The sequence below is a fragment of the Acidiphilium iwatense genome (assembly GCF_021556475.1).
Classification (GTDB): Bacteria; Pseudomonadota; Alphaproteobacteria; order Acetobacterales; family Acetobacteraceae; genus Acidiphilium; species Acidiphilium iwatense.
Map to the genome: position 1 here is coordinate 1 of NZ_JAKGBZ010000034.1, position 16431 is coordinate 16431.

The following is a 16431-nucleotide window of genomic DNA, read 5'->3' on the forward strand; positions in this document are numbered from 1 at the left end:
ACCCCACCCAGACGTCCCAGGCCTCACAGCCCAGAACACCCAACGCAAAACAACACAGAAAGCAGCCAAACGCCACCAACGTATCCCTTCCTAGCCTCTTCACAACCCTCAAAGAACAAAACGGACATTGCGGTTTGACCCGCTCCGTCGGTCACCGCCTCGTCAGCGGTGAACGGGCTTCTACGCGCCGCCCCCGCCCCTGTCAACGCCGTTCGGCAAGCATCGGCCGATTTCATAAACCTCCATGTATTTCATTGAATTTTTCTGAATTGCCCACGCTTCCATGCGGCAGGAAAAAATTTTTCTCCCTTGCAGCCCGGCCATGAAGAACGCGCATGGACCGGGCGCAGGGAGAGACAGTCACGCGGCTTGGGCAAGCGGCCCGGCGATCGCGAGACCGTCCGGCCCGGCGGTCACCTTCACCGTCTGCCCGTCATGGATCGTCCCATCCAGGATGAGGCTCGCGAGCTTGTTCTGCAGGCTGCGCTGGATCACCCGTTTCAGCGGCCTTGCGCCATAAACCGGATCGTATCCGGTTTCGGCCAGCCAGTCGTGCGCCGTCTGATCGAGTTCCAGCGTGATCTTGCGGTCCGCGAGCAACGCTTCGAGGTGGCGCAACTGGATATCCACGATCGTCGCCATATCGGCGCGCTGCAGGCGCCGGAACAGGATGACCTCGTCGAGCCGGTTCAGGAATTCGGGCCGGAAATGCTGCCGCACGATCCGCATCACCTGCCCCTCGGCCATCATCACGTCCTCGCCTTCGGGTTGGGCGGCAAGGATCTCACTGCCGAGATTGGAGGTCAGCACGATGATCGTGTTCTTGAAATCGACCGTCCGCCCCTGCCCGTCGGTCAACCTGCCGTCATCGAGAACCTGCAGCAGCACATTGAACACATCCTCATGCGCCTTCTCGACCTCATCGAACAGGATCACCTGATAGGGCCGCCGCCGTACCGCCTCGGTCAGCACGCCGCCCTCCTCGTAGCCGACATAGCCGGGCGGCGCGCCGATCAGCCGCGCGACCGCGTGCTTCTCCATGAACTCGCTCATGTCGATCCGCACCATCGCCCGCTCGTCGTCGAACAGAAATTCCGCCAGCGCCTTGCAGGTTTCGGTCTTACCGACGCCGGTTGGGCCGAGGAACAGGAACGAGCCGATCGGCCGGTTCGGGTCCTGCAATCCGGCGCGCGCGCGGCGCACCGCGTCCGACACCGCGTGCAGCGCCGCTTCCTGCCCCACCACGCGGCGGCGCAACTCGTCTTCCATGCGGATCAGCTTGGCCCGCTCGCCCTCAAGCATCCGATCGACCGGAATCCCGGTCCAGCGCGACACCACATGGGCGATCTGCTCCTCGGTGACGGCTTCGTTGACCAGATGCCCATCGCCCTGCCCAGCAGCAAGCTTGCGTTCGAGATCGGGAATGACGCCGTACATCAGCTCGGACGCACGGGCGAGATTGCCGGCCCGTTGGACCATTTCCATCTCGCCGCGCGCCTGATCGAGTTTTTCCTTGAGCTTCTGGGTCTCGGCCAGGCTGTCTTTCTCGGCTTTCCACGAGACACTCATCGCATCGGATTTCTCTTCGAGATCGGCCAATTCGACCTCAAGCCGCGTAAGCCGCTCCTTGGATGCCGCATCGCTTTCCTTGCGCAACGCCTCGCGCTCGATTTTGAGTTGCATCAGCCGCCGGTCGAGTTCGTCCAGCGCTTCCGGCTTGGAATCGACCTGCATGCGCAGGCGCGACGCCGCTTCATCAATGAGGTCGATCGCCTTGTCGGGCAGGAATCGGTCGGTGATGTAGCGGTTCGACAGCGTGGCCGCCGCGACCAGCGCCGCATCGGCGATCCGCACGCCGTGATGCAGCTCGTATTTCTCCTTGATCCCGCGCAGAATCGAAATCGTGTCCTCCACGCTCGGCTCATCGACGAACACCGGCTGGAACCGCCGCGCCAACGCCGCGTCCTTCTCGATGTATTTGCGATACTCATCGAGCGTGGTGGCGCCGACGCAGTGCAACGCGCCACGCGCCAGTTCCGGCTTGATCAGGTTGGACGCGTCCATCGCGCCATCCGCCCGGCCGGCACCAACCAGCGTATGCATCTCGTCGATGAACAGAATAATCTCGCCGTTCGCGGTCTCGATCTCCTTCAGCACGGCCTTCAGCCGTTCCTCGAACTCGCCCCGGAATTTTGCGCCGGCGACCAGCGCGCCCAGATCAAGCGCCATCAACCGCTTATTCTTCAATGCCTCAGGCACGTCGCCATTGACGATGCGCAGCGCCAAGCCTTCGACGATCGCGGTCTTGCCGACGCCGGGTTCGCCGATCAGCACCGGGTTGTTCTTGGTGCGGCGCGCGAGCACCTGGATCGCGCGGCGGATTTCCTCGTCGCGCCCGATCACCGGATCGAGTTTTTGCTCCCGCGCCGCTTCGGTCACGTCACGCGCATATTTTTTCAGCGCATCGAAATTCTGCTCTGCATTGGCGCTATCCACGGTGCGTCCCTTGCGGATATCAGCGACCGCGCGCTCCAGCGCCTGCGCCGAAGCCCCGGCCGATGCCAGCGCACGCCCAGCAGGCGTGCCACTCGCGGCAAGCGCCACCAGCACACGGTCCTGCGCGACATATTCATCCCCGGCCTTCCGCGCCATCGACTGCGCGGAATCGAGCACGCGCAGTAGATCCGGCGTGATCTGCGGCTGGCCCGCGCCCGATCCCTGCACCTTCGGCAGTTTCGCGACGGCGGCATCGGCGGCGAATTTCACCGCGCCCGGATCGCCGCCGGCGGCACGGATCAGCCCGGTCGCCGCCCCCTCCTGATCGTCGAGAAACGCCTTGAGCAGGTGCTCGGGCGTGATGAACTGGTGATAGTCCCTGACCGCGATGGTCTGCGCGGCCTGAACGAAGCCTCTGGCCCGTTCGGTGAATTTTTCAAAATCCATGATTCGATCCCTTTCATAGGCGACCCAGTCCCGTCATCCCTCAATAGGCAATGGCGCGACCTTGCTCCAGGCATTTGGTTCCTGCATTGATCGCACTCAAGAGGGGAAACCATGCGGATCGACTCGATCTATCGCTACCCGGTGAAGGGGCTGACGCCGGAAAACCTGGCGACGGCGCAATTGCGCCCCGGCCGCGCGATCGAATGGGACCGCGCCTTCGCGCTTGCCCAGGGCGATTGCGGCTTCGATGAATCGGCAGCCGCATGGCGTTCCAAGACCGAATTTCTGTGCCTCGCCCGCAATCCAGACGCGGCTTTGCTGGCGTCTCGGTTTGACGAGACCGCGCACCTGCTCACCCTGACCGCCCCGGATGGTGCGACGATCGACGCCTCGCCGTTCGAGCCGGAAGGCCGCACCGCGCTCGCCGCGTTCATTGCCACCGCCCTGCCTCGTGCCATGCGCGGCACGCCCCGCTTCGTCTATGCCGAGAACCATAGTTTCTGCGATAACAAAACCCAGGTGGTCAGCCTGATCGGGCTGCCCAGCCTGCGCGCGCTGGAAGAAGCCGCCGGCGCGCCGCGCCAACCCCTGCGGTTTCGCGCCAGCCTCTACCTTGCCGGCCTCGATCCCTGGGAAGAATTTACCTGGCTGAACCGCACCATCGCGATCGGCGGCACGAAATTGCGGGCGACCGCCCGCATCGCCCGCTGCGCCGCAACCTGCGTCAATCCCGAAACCAGGCGGCGCGACGCCAATCCGGTGAAGGAGCTGATGACAAATTTCGGCCATGTGGATTGCGGCATCTATGCCACGGTGATCGAAGGCGGCCCGATCGCGCCGGGTGACGCCGTGCGACTCCTGTCGTGACCGGCAATTCCAACCACGTGCTGCGCCCTGGCGAAACCTGCTGGTGCCTCGCCCATGCCAAGCGCATGGCGGTCATCATCGACGGCGCGGCCTATTTCCGCACGCTGAAACAGGCGATCCTCGCGGCGCGCCACACGGTGCTGATGATCGGCTGGGATTTCCACACCGGCATCGAGCTGGAACGCGACGAAATCACCGAACCCGACGCGCCCAACACGCTGGGCGCATTCCTCTCCTTCGTGGTCAAGCGCAATCCTTCGCTGCACGTGCATGTGCTGCGCTGGGATCTCGCCTTCCTGAAAATGCCGCTGCGCGGCACCACGCCGCTGGTGCTGCTCAACTGGATCACCTCGCGCAACATCCATTTCCGGCTCGACGCCAACCACCCCAGCGGCGGCTGCCACCATCAGAAAATCGTGGTGATCGACGACCGCCTCGCCTTCTGCGGCGGAATCGACAGCACGGTCGGCCGGTGGGACACCAAGGATCATATCGACAACGATCCGCATCGCGACGAACCGGATGGCAAGCGCCACGAGCCTTGGCACGATGTCACCACCGCGGTCGATGGCGAGGCCGCTCGCGCTCTCGGCGACCTCGCCCGGATGCGCTGGCACGCCGCCACCGGCAAAACCCTGACCGCGGCGCCGGGTGAAGCCGAAATCCCCTGGCCGTCCAGCCTCGAACCACGGTTTCGCGATGTCACGGTCGGAATCGCCCGCACCTGGCCGAAAACCGCCGAAATGGCCGAGACGCGCGAGATCGAGGCGCTCTACCTCGCCGCCATCGGCGCGGCACGGCGCAGCATTTATCTGGAAAGCCAGTATTTCGCCGCGCCGCGGATCGGTGCCGCCATCGCGGCCCGCCTCGCCGAACCGGATGGCCCCGAAATCATCATCGTCAATCCCAAGCGCGCCTCCGGCTGGCTCGAAGAGGAAGCAATGGGCTCGGCCCGCGCCTTGCTGTTGCGCGACCTGCGCCGGCTCGACCATGGCGGACGGCTGCGCTTCGCCACGCCGGTCACCGAAGGCGGTGCGGATATCTACGTCCACGCCAAGGTGCTGGTGATCGACGATATCCTGCTCCGCGTCGGGTCCTCGAACATCAACAACCGCTCGATGGGCCTCGATACCGAATGCGACCTCGCGATCGAGGTGCCGCCGGACGGCCCCGACCGGCCGGAGATACGGGCCGCGATCCTGGATGTGCGCGACGCGCTGCTCGCCGAGCATCTCGGCACAACCATCGATACATTGCGCGCCGCGATCACGCGGACCGGCTCGCTGGTTGGCGCGTTCGATGCCCTCGCCCGCCCCAGTGGGCGCAGCCTCGTCCCGTTCGTGCCACCGCCGATCAACGACCTGGAAACACATATCGCCGAAAGCGGTGTGCTCGACCCGGACTGCCCCGAGGCGATGGAACCCAATTTTGTTCGCGCGCTGCGGCTGATCGGCGCGCCGCGACCGCGCCAACTCATCACCCGGCTTACCTATGGCGCGAAATCGGCCTAATCTTCCTCCATGTTGACCGATCTGCCGAACGTGCTGACCCTGTCGCGCATCGCCGCGATCCCGCTGCTGGTGCTGCTGGTCGCACTTCGCGCACCGCTCGCCGATCTCCTCGCCGCTTTGCTGTTCGCCCTCGCCGCAATCACCGACTGGCTCGACGGTCAGCTCGCCCGCTCCCGCCGGCAATTGTCCGATCTGGGCCGGATGCTCGACCCGATCGCCGACAAGCTCCTGGTCGGCGCCACCCTCATGGTCCTGGTCGGGTTTCACCGGCTGCCGCCCTTCGGCATCTATCCCGCCATCGTCATCATGCTGCGCGAAATCCTGGTCTCGGGCCTGCGCGAATATCTGGCGGGCATCCGCATCGGCCTGCCGGTCACCAAACTCGCGAAATGGAAAACCGCGACCCAGATGGTCTCTCTGGGGCTGCTGCTGCTGGGCGATTCCGGCGCGCGGGTGCTCGGCTTCGCCGGCTTCCCCGCCACGGCGGTGGGCGGCGCCCTGCTCTGGATCGCCGCTCTCCTCACCCTCGTCACCGGCTGGGATTATCTCACCGCCGGCCTGCGCCACGTGATCCAGCCCGATCTCGCACCCTGAACCGGACCCGGCTTGAGATAACCGGGCAATCCGGCGCATAACGGCACGACCGAACTCTGAAGGAACGAACCCGATGCGGCGCGGCGCGCGATCTGTCACCACACGGTCTCTTTGTCTCGCGGTCCCCGGCGCAATGGCGCTCCTGCTGTCCGGCTGCGCGGGTGTCGGCAATTATCTGGACAGCACGATCAATCCGTTCGGAGATCCGAACGCCCCGCAGGGCTATGCGCTCAACATGCAGCGGGTGCGCGGCAACGATGTCGCGGTGCAGCCGATCCGCCCGCAACCCGGCGATGTCTGGCCCGGCCCGGTGCGCCCGGTGCCGACGCTCAGCGAGATCCAGCAGCATATGAACGTACCGCTCGGCCAGGAGTATCAGAACCAGTACGGCACCGGGTCCGGCAACGCTCCTGCGACCTATTCGGTGCCGCTTGGCGCGGTGCCGCGCCGCCTCGCGCCGGAGCATCGGCCGGGTGCCGCGGGCACGAATGCCGGCACCACCAAATTCGGCGGCTACGGCCATGCCGTGACCGGCAGTTCCACCCCGCCGCCAAGCAGCCAGACAGCGATGCCCAATGCGGCAGCGGCGGTAGCCGTCAAACCCACGCCCGCGCCCGCCATTTCCGCCGGCAAGGGATTCGCCGTGGGCGAGACGCTGATGAGCCCGGCCGGTCCGGCCGGCGTGGTGACCGGCGCCAGCAACGGCCGCTATCAGACCGTCGCCCCGATCAACGGCCAGGGCGGCGGCATTCTGATCCCCAACGGCAACGGCACGGCGACACTGATCCAGCCCGATGGGCAGGTGGTCACCGTCCAAGGTCAATAATTCGGGACCCATCGGTGACCGGCAACCATTCGATCCCCATATCCAGACCATGAAAATCCTCTATTTTGCCTGGTTGCGCGAGCGCATCGGCCATGCCGAGGAAGACATCACGCCGCCCGCCGAGGTGACGACGATCGGCGCGCTGACCGACTATCTCGCGGCGCGCAGCCCGGCCCACGCGAAAGCCTTCGCCGACCGGCGCGCGATCAAGATCGCGCTCGACCAGCGTTTCGTCACGGACGGCGCGGCTTTGGGTACGGCGCGGGAAGTCGCCTATTTCCCGCCCTTCACCGGCGGATAGCCGCGATGACGTTCCGTCAATTGCGCCTATCTTCATTTGAGCGGTCAATCTCATGCCACGCATTTTGGTAACCACGGAAGATTTCGATGTGGGCGCCGAGCTTGCCCGGCTTGAATCCGGCGCCGGCGCGATTGCCAGCTTCGTGGGAGTCGTGCGTGGCGAATCGGATGGACGGGAACTGGCCGCGCTGACCCTCGAGCATTATCCGGGCATGACCGAAACCGCCCTCGCCGGCATCGCCGAGACGGCCATGACGCGCTGGCGGCTGACCGATTGTGTCATCATTCACCGGATCGGCCGGTTGGTGCCCGGTTCGCGCATCGTGCTCGCCGCCGCGTCCAGCGCCCATCGCGGCGACGCGCTTGAGGCTACCGCCTTCCTGATCGACTGGCTGAAAACCGACGCGCCGTTCTGGAAGCGCGAGGACTTCGCCGAAGGCGGCTCCGCCTGGGTCGAGGCGCGCACCGACGATCAGAAGGCCCGCGATCGCTGGCAAATCGGCGGCACGACAGCCGCCTGATATCCGGCGCGGTTCCCGCTCCCTCGAACCATAAATTCACCTCCTCGGAAACCATCGCGCTGCCGTGCACCGAGCGGTGACACCGTCATCTGCTCATAATCCAATTGTCGAAAATATTATCCTATTCATTTCAAATTGTATTTGTCTTATTATTTCAACAATTGATATCAAATTAAAATTATTTTGTTGACGCAAGCTTCCTCTGGTTGTATTCATTGTTTGAAACAACTGGAGATTGTTATGAAAATACTATTTTTTGGGACATATCTTGATAATCGAGACGTTCTAACCGCTTTTTTCAAATCCAAGCTGGCGGTCGCGGATGAAACGTCCGACCCGGAAGAGGCGCTCGATCTCGTGCGCTTCTACGATTACGACGCGGTGGTATTACGCATCGCCGACAGCCGGCCGAACGAGGTTGACCTGATTCGCCGTCTGCGCATCGGTGGTCTGCGCTGTCCTATCATCGCGGTAGCTCATGCGCTCGCCGAACCGACAAGGCTAAGGGTTCTGGAAGCCGGAATCGATGATCTGATCGTCAGCGCGATGTCCCAGGACGAGATTTTCCTGCGCGTACAGAATCAGGTCCGGCGCAGCCGGGGCTTTCAGAGCCCGTCGCTCGTGATCGGTACTGTCGAAATCAATATGAACGCGAAAAAAATCTTCACGGCGGGCACCGAAGTGAGCCTCACGAAAAAAGAATATCAGATCGTCGAAATCCTCGCCCTGCGCAAAGGCTGCGTGCTGAGCAAGGAAGCCATCCTCGACCATCTCTATGGCGGGCTCGACGAACCCAACCCCAAGATCATCGATGTCTTCATCTGCAAGATCCGCAAGAAGCTCGCAGCTCTCGGTGCCGGGGAACTGATCGAGACCAATTGGGGCCGTGGCTACATGGTCGCCGAAAAACGCGCCATGCCCACCCCGGCGATCGAGCGGGCCGGAATCGAGGGTTCGGCCGGCCACCGGCCGGGTTCCGGCGCCCTGCTGCGCGTCGGAACCTGATCGAACGCGCCTGTCTATTCGGCGGCGCCGGCCGCCTGCGGCTTGGCGTGGATTTCCGCCATTTTCTGCTCGACGTGACGGGAGAACACGTATTCCGCCGGCCGTTGACCATCGAGCGGGATATCCTTCGCCATCGGCCCCTCGGTGCGGATGCCCTGGATTGCGAGCTTGGCCAGTTTCCACGGGCGCTTGACCGAATCGACGACGGCGGTGGCTTCGAACCCGGAATGGACCATGCAGTCGGCGCATTTCTCGTAGTTGCCGACGCCGTATTTGTCCCAATCCGTAGTGTCCATCAGTTCCTTGTAAGTCTTGGCATAGCCTTCACCGAGCAGATAGCAGGGCCGCTGCCAGCCGAACACGTTGCGCGTCGGATTGCCCCACGGGGTGCACTTATAGGTCTGGTTGCCGGCCAGGAAGTCGAGGAACAGCGGCGACTGGTTGAATTTCCACGTCTTGCCCTGCGCTTTCCGTTCCTTGCCGTAGCGGAAAATCGCCCGGAACAGCTCCTTGGTGCGCTGGCGATTGAGGAAATGCTCCTGGTCCGGCGCGCGCTCATAGGCATAGCCCGGCGAGGTCATCACGCCATCGACGCCGATCTCGTTCACGGTATCGAGGAAACCGGCGACCCGCGCGGGATCGGTCCCGTCGAACAGGGTGCAGTTGATCGAAACCCGGAACCCTTTGGCCTTGGCGAGCTTGATCGCCGCGACCGCCCGCTCATAAACCCCCTCCTGGCTCACCGCGCGGTCATGCATGTCGCGGTCGCCGTCAAGATGGATGTCCCAGCAGAAATTCTTGTGCGGCGTGTACTGGTCGATCTTCTTTTCCAGCAACAATGCGTTGGTGCAAAGATAGATGAACTTGCCGCGCGCCAGGATTTTCTCGACGATTTCCGGCATTTCCCTGTGCAGCAGCGGCTCGCCGCCCGCGATCGCAACGACCGGCGCGCCGCACTCGTCCACCGCCTCCAGCGCGTCGGCGACCGACAGGCGCTGGTTTAGGATCGGCGCCGGATAGTCGATCTTGCCGCAGCCGGAGCAGGCGAGATTGCAGCGGAACAGCGGCTCCAGCATCAGCACCAGCGGATAGCGCTTGCGTCCGGTCAGGTGCTGCTTGAGCACATAGGTTCCGACCTTGATCGCCTGGTTGAGCGGCACGCCCATGGAACACTCCTCGAATTACAAAGGCGCCTAATTAGATTACAGCATAATTAGGCAAATCGTCACGCGTCGATGACTCCGCCGTCGCGGTCACGCATCGATCACTTCGTTCGGCAGCTTGAACCGGACATCCTCCGGCGTGCCGGCGAGCATCTCGATCTCGATCGGCCCGAACCGCTTCAGCCCCTCCAGCACCCCGCGCACCAGCACTTCCGGCGCGGAAGCGCCGGCGGTGACGCCCACGGTCCTGATCCCCTCGAACCAGCTCGGGTCGAGATGGTCGGCGTCGTCGATCAGATAGGACGGCCGGCCGAGTTCCGCGCCGATCTCGCGCAGCCGGTTGGAATTGGAGGAATTCCGGCTACCCACCACGAGGATGAGCTCGACCTGTTCGGCGAGATGATGCACCGCCTCCTGGCGGTTCTGGGTAGCATAGCAGATATCGCGCACATCGGGACCGATGATCGAGGGAAACCGGGCCTGAAGGGCGGCGATGATCCCGCGCGTGTCGTCGACCGACAGGGTCGTCTGGGTGATGTAGGCGAGCCGGTCCGGGTTCTCCACCGCGAGAGCGGCGACATCCTCGACCGTCTGAACCAGATAGACCCTGCCGTCGATCTGGCCGATCGTCCCCTCGACTTCCGCATGGCCGGCATGTCCGATCAGAATGATTTCCCGGCCCTGCCCGGCATAGCGCCGTCCCTCGGAATGCACCTTGGCGACCAGCGGACAGGTCGCGTCGATCACCGGCAAGGCCCGGTTCGCCGCCGCCTGCTGCACCTTGCGGGCGACGCCGTGAGCGGAAAACACGGTGATCGCGCCGTCAGGCACCTCGCTGACCTCATCGACGAACACCGCCCCGCGAGACCGCAGATCCTCGACCACGTGGCGGTTGTGGACGATCTCGTGACGTACATAGATCGGCGGGCCGAACTTCACCAGGGCGCGTTCGACAATCTCGATCGCGCGTTCGACGCCGGCGCAGAACCCGCGCGGCTGGGCGAGAATCACCTTCATCGCGGACGCGGTCCCGACCGGGGGCGCGGCTTGCACCGTCTCGGTCTGGATGAGAGACATATCCATCGTGCCGTCGCCCTTTCGTGTTCGGGGTGAACGCCGGGAGCGGGACGTTCTCGAGCCCCGATTTCATTTCAAGGGACCTGAAATAGGTCATCGGGCATCGGTTCCGCAAGAGCCGCCATCGCCGGACCGCATTGCGCGCCCCTTACCGGGCGGCAATGTTGCGAATTTGTCATGCTCTCTTGCCAAACCGGTCCGCCGGTTTCATTTCCCGCCGGTTGCGCGTATGTCTGAGTGTCGAGACTCGGCTATTCCTTGACCGGAATCATCGGCGGGTGGCACGCTTGGACGCAGCACCAGCCGCGTACCAGCAAGGATGTTCGTTACGGATATGAGGATCAGCATGACCGCAGATAGAATTGGCGACCGGCAGGAACCCAGTGCCGGGGTAGGGCGCTGATGCCCCCGCGCACCCCGCTGCTCGACCGGGTAAGGACGCCGTCCGACCTGCGCAACCTCTCGACCGATCAGCTCAGGCAGCTCGCCGATGAGCTCCGTGCCGAGACGATCGATACGGTCTCGGTCACCGGCGGCCATCTGGGCGCCTCGCTCGGGGTGGTCGAACTGACCGTCGCCGTCCATGCCGTGTTCGACACCCCGCATGACCGGCTGATCTGGGATGTCGGCCATCAGACCTATCCGCATAAAATCCTGACCGGCCGGCGCGACCGCATCCGCACGCTGCGCCAGCCGGGCGGCCTGTCCGGCTTCACCCGCCGTTCGGAAAGCGAATACGACCCGTTCGGCGCCGCCCATTCCTCGACCTCGATTTCCGCCGGGCTCGGCATGGCGGTCGCGCGCGACCTCAAGGGCGAGACACCGAAGCGCAACGTCATCGCGGTGATCGGCGACGGCGCGATGAGCGCCGGCATGGCCTACGAGGCGATGAACAATGCCGGCGCCGGCAAATCCCGCCTGATCGTCGTGCTGAACGACAACGACATGTCGATCGCCCCGCCGGTCGGCGCGATGAGCGCCTATCTCTCGCGGCTGATCTCCTCGCGCAGCTTCCTGAGCTTGCGCGATTTCGCGGCGCGGATGGCCAAGCGTTTCCCACGCACGATCGAACGCACCGCCAAGCGCGCCGAGGAATATGCCCGCGGCATCCTGACCGGCGGCACGCTGTTCGAGGAGCTGGGCTTTTACTATGTCGGCCCGATCGACGGCCACAACCTCGACCACCTCCTCCCAGTCCTGCGCAATCTGCGCGACGCCGACGGCGAGGAGCCGATTCTGCTCCATGTCGTCACCCAGAAGGGCAAGGGCTATGAGCCGGCCGAAGCCTCCGCCGACAAATATCACGGCGTCTCCAAGTTCAACGTGGTCACCGGCGAGCAAGCCAAGGCGCCGCCCGGTCCGCCCTCCTACACCAAGGTGTTCGCCAATGCCCTGATCGCCGAGGCCGAGGCCGATCCGCGCATCGTCGCGGTCACCGCGGCGATGCCGAGCGGCACCGGACTCGACGCGTTCGGCAAGAAATTCCCGAGCCGGACCTTCGACGTGGGCATCGCCGAGCAGCACGCGGTCACCTTCGCCGCCGGCATGGCGACCGAGGGCATGGCACCGTTCTGCGCGATCTATTCCACCTTCCTGCAGCGCGCCTACGACCAGGTGGTGCATGACGTGGCGATCCAGTCGCTCCCCGTGCGGTTCGCGTTGGACCGCGCCGGGCTGGTCGGCGCCGATGGCGCCACCCATGCCGGCGCCTACGACCTCGCCTATCTCGGCTGCCTGCCGGGCATGGTGGTGATGGCGCCGTCCGACGAGGTGGAGCTGATGCATTGCGTCGCCACCGCCGCCACGATCGGCGACCGGCCCTCCGCATTCCGCTATCCGCGCGGCGAGGGAATCGGGCTCGACCTGCCGGCGCGCGGCACGCCGTGGGAGATCGGCACCGGGCGGATGATCCGCGAGGGCAGCCGGATCGCGATCCTCGCCCTCGGTCCGCGCCTGCACGACGCGCTGAAAGCCGCGGACGAACTCGCCGCGCGCGGCTTTCCCACCAGCGTCGCCGATGCCCGCTTCATGAAGCCGCTCGATACCGGCCTGATCGGCCAGCTCGCCCGCCACCACGAGGTTCTGATCACCATCGAGGACGGTGCGTCCGGCGGGTTCGGCGCGGCCGTCGCCCACCATCTCGCCTGGACCGGCGCTTTCGATCATGGACTCCGCTTCCGCCCGATGACCTTGCCGGACCGCTTCATCGACCACAACACGCCCGCCGGCCAGTTGATCGACGCGGGATTGACCGCCAAGGACATCGTCGCCCACGCGCTCGCCGCACTCGGCCATGCCGAAACTTCCGAAAAAGACCCGGTGGCGGTCGCAATTCCGGCACAATGATCCCAGTATCTGGGGTCATGAAACGCCGCATTCTCCTCGCAGCGCCGCTCGCCGCGGTGCTGCCGTTCGCCGTTCCGGCTGCACGCGCCGCTGCACCCGAAACGCAACCGATCGAGGCTCTGGACAACGCGCTGATCGCCTTGATGAAGGCCGGTAGCGCCCGTCAGAGCTTTGCCGCGCGCTACGCCGCGCTCAAGCCGGTGGTCGAGCAGAGCTTCGATCTCGCCGAGATCCTGCAATTCTCCGTCGGCCTGCTCTGGTCGCAGGTTCCCGCGGCAGAGCAGCAGGAACTCGGCAAATTGTTCCGTCAATATACGGTGGCGAGCTACATCCATAGCTTCGATTCCTATGACGGCCAGCGCTTCGACATTCTGCCCGGCGCCCGCAAGGTCGGCGCCCGCCGGGTGGTTGCGACCGATCTGGTCTCGAAATCCGGCAAGAAAACCCGCCTCGCCTATGTCATGACCGATGCCGGCGGCGCCTGGAAAATTACCGATGTGCTGTTCGACGGTACGATCAGCAAGGTCGCGACCCAGCGATCCGATTTCAGCGGGCTGGTCGCCCCCGGCAACGCCACGCAACTGATCGACGCGCTGAAGAAGAAAGTCGCGACCCTTTCGAACGGTGCGATAAAGGACTGAGTGATGGTTGCGGTCCTGTCCGCGTTCGCGGAGGCGCTCTGCATCGCGGGCCTGGCCCAGCAGGCGATCGGCTCCTTGCTGGTCCGACCGCAGCGCCGAGCGCCCGCACCGGGCACATCGTTGCCGCCGGTCTCGATTCTCAAGCCGCTGCACGGGGCGGAACCTTTGCTGGAGACCGCGCTGGAATCGTTTTTCCTGCTCGACCACACGAAATTTCAGCTCATTTTCGGCACGGACGATCCGGCAGATCCGGCGCTCGGCATCGTCGAGAAACTCCGCCGCCGCTATCCGCGCACCGATATCGCCGTGGTCGCCGGCCCGACGCCGCCGGGACGCAACCGCAAGGTCGCCAACCTGATCAACATGCTGCCTTCCGCCCGGCACGAGTTGCTGGTGATATCGGATGCGGACATGCATGTTCCGCCGGATTTTCTCGCCTCGGTGCTCAGCGCGCTGACCCAGCAAGGCGCCGGACTCGCGACCAGTTTCTATACCGGCCTGCCCGCTTCGGCCGATCTCCCCGCCCGGCTCGGCGCCATGCAGATCAACCATCTGTTTTTACCGGGTGCGGCGCTCGCCCGCCGCTTCGGCCGGCAGGACTGCCTGGGTGCCACGATGGCACTGTCGCGCGCCACGCTCGAGCGGGTCGGCGGGTTGGAAGCGCTGCTCGACCATCTCGCCGACGACAACGTGCTTGGCCGCAAGGTACGCGACGCCGGATCGGCGGTAGTGCTGGCACCGGTGATTCCGGCGACCACGGTGACCGAAACCGACTTCCGCGCACTGATCCGCCACGAATTGCGCTGGGCGCGCACGATCCGAGCCCTGGTTCCCGGCGCCTATTGGGGGCTGGTGATCCAGTTCCCGCTGTTCTGGGCGGCGATGGCACTTCTGCTCACCGGATTCGCGCCCTGGGCCTGGATTGCGCTCGGCTTTGCCGCGATGATCCGCTACGCGATCGCGCGCCGCCTGGAACGCCGGCTCGGCATCAATAGCGCCGGCCCGGCGGCGCCGGGCCTTGCCAAGACCGCCGCGCCGTGGCTTTTCCTCTTGCGCGATGGTCTGTCGGCGGCCATTTTCCTGGCCAGTTTCTGGAGCGATACGGTCGAATGGCGCGGCCATGTTCTGCGCGCCGATGGCGGCAGCGCTACGACCAAGCGGTTGACCAAGCGGACGAGTTAGGATCGATGCGATGATGAAGACCCTGTTCCTGCAACCCCCGTCCTTCGACGGGTTCGATGGCGGCGCCGGCTCGCGCTATCAGGCGAAGCGGGAAATCCGCTCGTTCTGGTTCCCGACCTGGCTCGCTCAGCCGGCTGCGCTGATCCCAGGCTCGAAACTGATCGACGCGCCGCCCGCCGGCCTCGCCATGGCCGATGTGCTTCCCCATGCGCGCGAAGCCGAGCTGGTCATCATCCACACCTCCACCCCGTCCTTCGCCAATGACGTGAAGGTCGCGGAACGGATCAAGGCCGAGAATCCTGGCGTGAAAATCGGCTTCATCGGCGCCAAGGTCGCGGTGCAGGCGCAGGAAAGCCTGGAACGCGCGGCGCCGGTCGATTTCGTCGCCCGCAACGAATTCGATTTCACCATCAAGGAAATCGCCGAAGGCCGCGACTTCGCCGAGGTGGACGGGATTTCCTATCGCGATGGCGCCGGCGCCATCGTCCACAACAAGGATCGCACCATCCTCGAAGATATGGACAGCCTGCCCTTCGTCACCGATGTCTATAAGCGCGACCTGAAAATCGAGGACTATTTCATCGGCTACCTGATGCACCCCTATGTCTCGCTCTATACCGGGCGGGGCTGCAAATCGCGCTGCACCTTCTGCCTATGGCCGCAGACCGTCGGCGGACATCGCTACCGCACCCGCTCGGTCGAGCACGTCATCGCCGAGGTCAGACAGATCAAAGCCGATTTCCCGCAGATGCGCGAGCTGTTCTTCGATGACGACACCTTCACCGACAATCTGCCGCGCGCCGAGGCGATCGCCCGCGAGCTCGGCAAGCTCGGCGTCACCTGGTCGTGCAACGCCAAGGCCAACGTGCCGCGCGACACGCTGAAAATCCTGCGCGACAACGGGCTGCGCCTGCTTCTGGTCGGCTACGAGAGCGGCAACCAGCAGATCCTGCACAACATCAAGAAAGGCATGCGAATCGAGGTCGCCAAGAAGTTCACCAGGGATTGCCACGATCTCGGCATCAAGATCCACGGCACCTTCATCCTCGGCCTGCCCGGCGAAACCCAGGAGACCATCCGCGAGACGATCGAGTTCGCCAAGGAGATCAACCCACACACCATTCAGGTCTCGCTCGCGGCACCCTATCCGGGCACCTTCCTCTACGATCAGGCGGTGGAGAATGGCTGGCTCGATATCGCCAATGCCGAACTGATCGACGATCACGGCATCCAGATCGCGCCGCTGCATTACCCGCATCTGACCCATACCGAGATTTTCGACAGCGTTGAGACCTTCTACAAGAAATTCTATTTCCGCGCGCCGAAAATCGCCGCCATCGTCAACGAAATGATCCGCAGCCCGCAGATGATGAAGCGCCGGCTGCGCGAGGGCGTCGAATTCTTCCAGTTCCTGCGCGAGCGGCACGCTGCCTAGAGCAATATGGTGTTTGATGG

Annotated in this window: 14 protein-coding genes; 11 read left to right on the top strand and 3 right to left on the bottom strand. The window is 64.4% G+C overall.

Features of this window, described 5'->3' with window-relative positions; translation table 11 throughout:
- Window positions 1-360 precede the first annotated feature (360 nt).
- Window positions 361-2943, bottom strand: a complete 2583-nt coding sequence (clpB, locus tag L2A60_RS14745; protein ID WP_235705220.1) for an ATP-dependent chaperone ClpB — start codon at window positions 2941-2943, stop codon at window positions 361-363.
- Between the two features lie 111 nt (window positions 2944-3054).
- Here clpB and L2A60_RS14750 point away from each other — a divergent pair, with 111 nt between their 5' ends.
- The 7 genes from L2A60_RS14750 to L2A60_RS14780 all read left to right on the top strand — a co-directional run bounded on the left by L2A60_RS14750 (window position 3055) and on the right by L2A60_RS14780 (window position 8567).
- Entirely contained in the window at window positions 3055-3810 is a 756-nt protein-coding gene (locus L2A60_RS14750) for an MOSC domain-containing protein (RefSeq protein WP_235705221.1), read from the top strand.
- Entirely contained in the window at window positions 3807-5321 is a 1515-nt protein-coding gene (locus tag L2A60_RS14755; protein ID WP_235705222.1) for a phospholipase D-like domain-containing protein, read from the top strand. Before L2A60_RS14750 ends, L2A60_RS14755 begins: the two co-directional genes overlap by 4 nt.
- 9 nt (window positions 5322-5330) lie before the next feature.
- On the top strand, window positions 5331-5915 hold the full coding sequence (gene pgsA, locus L2A60_RS14760; protein ID WP_235705223.1) for a CDP-diacylglycerol--glycerol-3-phosphate 3-phosphatidyltransferase: 585 nt from the start codon (window positions 5331-5333) through the stop codon (window positions 5913-5915).
- 73 nt (window positions 5916-5988) lie between these two features.
- On the top strand, window positions 5989-6741 hold the full coding sequence (locus tag L2A60_RS14765; protein WP_235705224.1) for a hypothetical protein: 753 nt from the start codon (window positions 5989-5991) through the stop codon (window positions 6739-6741).
- Between the two features lie 49 nt (window positions 6742-6790).
- A complete protein-coding gene (gene moaD, locus L2A60_RS14770; RefSeq protein ID WP_235705225.1) occupies window positions 6791-7042 on the top strand; it encodes a molybdopterin converting factor subunit 1 in 252 nt (83 codons plus the stop codon).
- A 52-nt stretch (window positions 7043-7094) separates the two neighbouring features.
- Window positions 7095-7562, top strand: coding sequence for a molybdenum cofactor biosynthesis protein MoaE (locus tag L2A60_RS14775; protein WP_235705226.1), 468 nt, complete (start codon window positions 7095-7097; stop codon window positions 7560-7562).
- Between the two features lie 186 nt (window positions 7563-7748).
- The gene (locus tag L2A60_RS14780; RefSeq protein WP_235705227.1) at window positions 7749-8567 is read left to right on the top strand and encodes a response regulator transcription factor; all 819 of its coding nucleotides are present in this window, start codon (window positions 7749-7751) and stop codon (window positions 8565-8567) included.
- A 14-nt stretch (window positions 8568-8581) separates the two neighbouring features.
- On the opposite strand, the gene hpnH is transcribed toward L2A60_RS14780, so the two are convergent.
- Window positions 8582-9733: an adenosyl-hopene transferase HpnH gene (gene hpnH, locus L2A60_RS14785; protein WP_235705228.1), complete on the bottom strand. Its 1152-nt coding sequence runs from the start codon at window positions 9731-9733 to the stop codon at window positions 8582-8584.
- An 87-nt stretch (window positions 9734-9820) separates the two neighbouring features.
- On the bottom strand, window positions 9821-10807 hold the full coding sequence (gene ispH, locus L2A60_RS14790) for a 4-hydroxy-3-methylbut-2-enyl diphosphate reductase (protein WP_235705252.1): 987 nt from the start codon (window positions 10805-10807) through the stop codon (window positions 9821-9823).
- 402 nt (window positions 10808-11209) lie between these two features.
- Between ispH and dxs the strand changes: the two genes are divergently transcribed.
- The 4 genes from dxs to hpnJ are packed head-to-tail and all read left to right on the top strand — an operon-like array spanning window position 11210 to window position 16411.
- Window positions 11210-13153: a 1-deoxy-D-xylulose-5-phosphate synthase gene (gene dxs / locus L2A60_RS14795; protein WP_235705229.1), complete on the top strand. Its 1944-nt coding sequence runs from the start codon at window positions 11210-11212 to the stop codon at window positions 13151-13153.
- 17 nt (window positions 13154-13170) lie between these two features.
- On the top strand, window positions 13171-13794 hold the full coding sequence (locus L2A60_RS14800) for an MlaC/ttg2D family ABC transporter substrate-binding protein (protein WP_235705230.1): 624 nt from the start codon (window positions 13171-13173) through the stop codon (window positions 13792-13794).
- 3 nt (window positions 13795-13797) lie between these two features.
- Window positions 13798-14976 (top strand): bacteriohopanetetrol glucosamine biosynthesis glycosyltransferase HpnI, encoded by a 1179-nt coding sequence (hpnI, locus tag L2A60_RS14805; RefSeq protein ID WP_235705231.1) that lies wholly within the window; start codon window positions 13798-13800, stop codon window positions 14974-14976.
- A 10-nt stretch (window positions 14977-14986) separates the two neighbouring features.
- A complete protein-coding gene (gene hpnJ, locus L2A60_RS14810; protein WP_235705232.1) occupies window positions 14987-16411 on the top strand; it encodes a hopanoid biosynthesis associated radical SAM protein HpnJ in 1425 nt (474 codons plus the stop codon).
- Window positions 16412-16431: the final 20 nt, after the last annotated feature.

Coding starts and splice junctions, on each gene's coding strand:
- hpnH (WP_235705228.1), bottom strand. CDS start 9,733: ATGGGCGTGCCGCTCAACCAGGCGATCAAGGTCGGAACCTATGTGCTC.
- L2A60_RS14750 (WP_235705221.1), top strand. CDS start 3,055: ATGCGGATCGACTCGATCTATCGCTACCCGGTGAAGGGGCTGACGCCG.
- clpB (WP_235705220.1), bottom strand. CDS start 2,943: ATGGATTTTGAAAAATTCACCGAACGGGCCAGAGGCTTCGTTCAGGCC.
- L2A60_RS14765 (WP_235705224.1), top strand. CDS start 5,989: ATGCGGCGCGGCGCGCGATCTGTCACCACACGGTCTCTTTGTCTCGCG.
- hpnI (WP_235705231.1), top strand. CDS start 13,798: ATGGTTGCGGTCCTGTCCGCGTTCGCGGAGGCGCTCTGCATCGCGGGC.
- moaD (WP_235705225.1), top strand. CDS start 6,791: ATGAAAATCCTCTATTTTGCCTGGTTGCGCGAGCGCATCGGCCATGCC.
- hpnJ (WP_235705232.1), top strand. CDS start 14,987: ATGATGAAGACCCTGTTCCTGCAACCCCCGTCCTTCGACGGGTTCGAT.
- pgsA (WP_235705223.1), top strand. CDS start 5,331: ATGTTGACCGATCTGCCGAACGTGCTGACCCTGTCGCGCATCGCCGCG.
- L2A60_RS14800 (WP_235705230.1), top strand. CDS start 13,171: ATGAAACGCCGCATTCTCCTCGCAGCGCCGCTCGCCGCGGTGCTGCCG.
- L2A60_RS14775 (WP_235705226.1), top strand. CDS start 7,095: ATGCCACGCATTTTGGTAACCACGGAAGATTTCGATGTGGGCGCCGAG.
- ispH (WP_235705252.1), bottom strand. CDS start 10,807: ATGTCTCTCATCCAGACCGAGACGGTGCAAGCCGCGCCCCCGGTCGGG.
- dxs (WP_235705229.1), top strand. CDS start 11,210: ATGCCCCCGCGCACCCCGCTGCTCGACCGGGTAAGGACGCCGTCCGAC.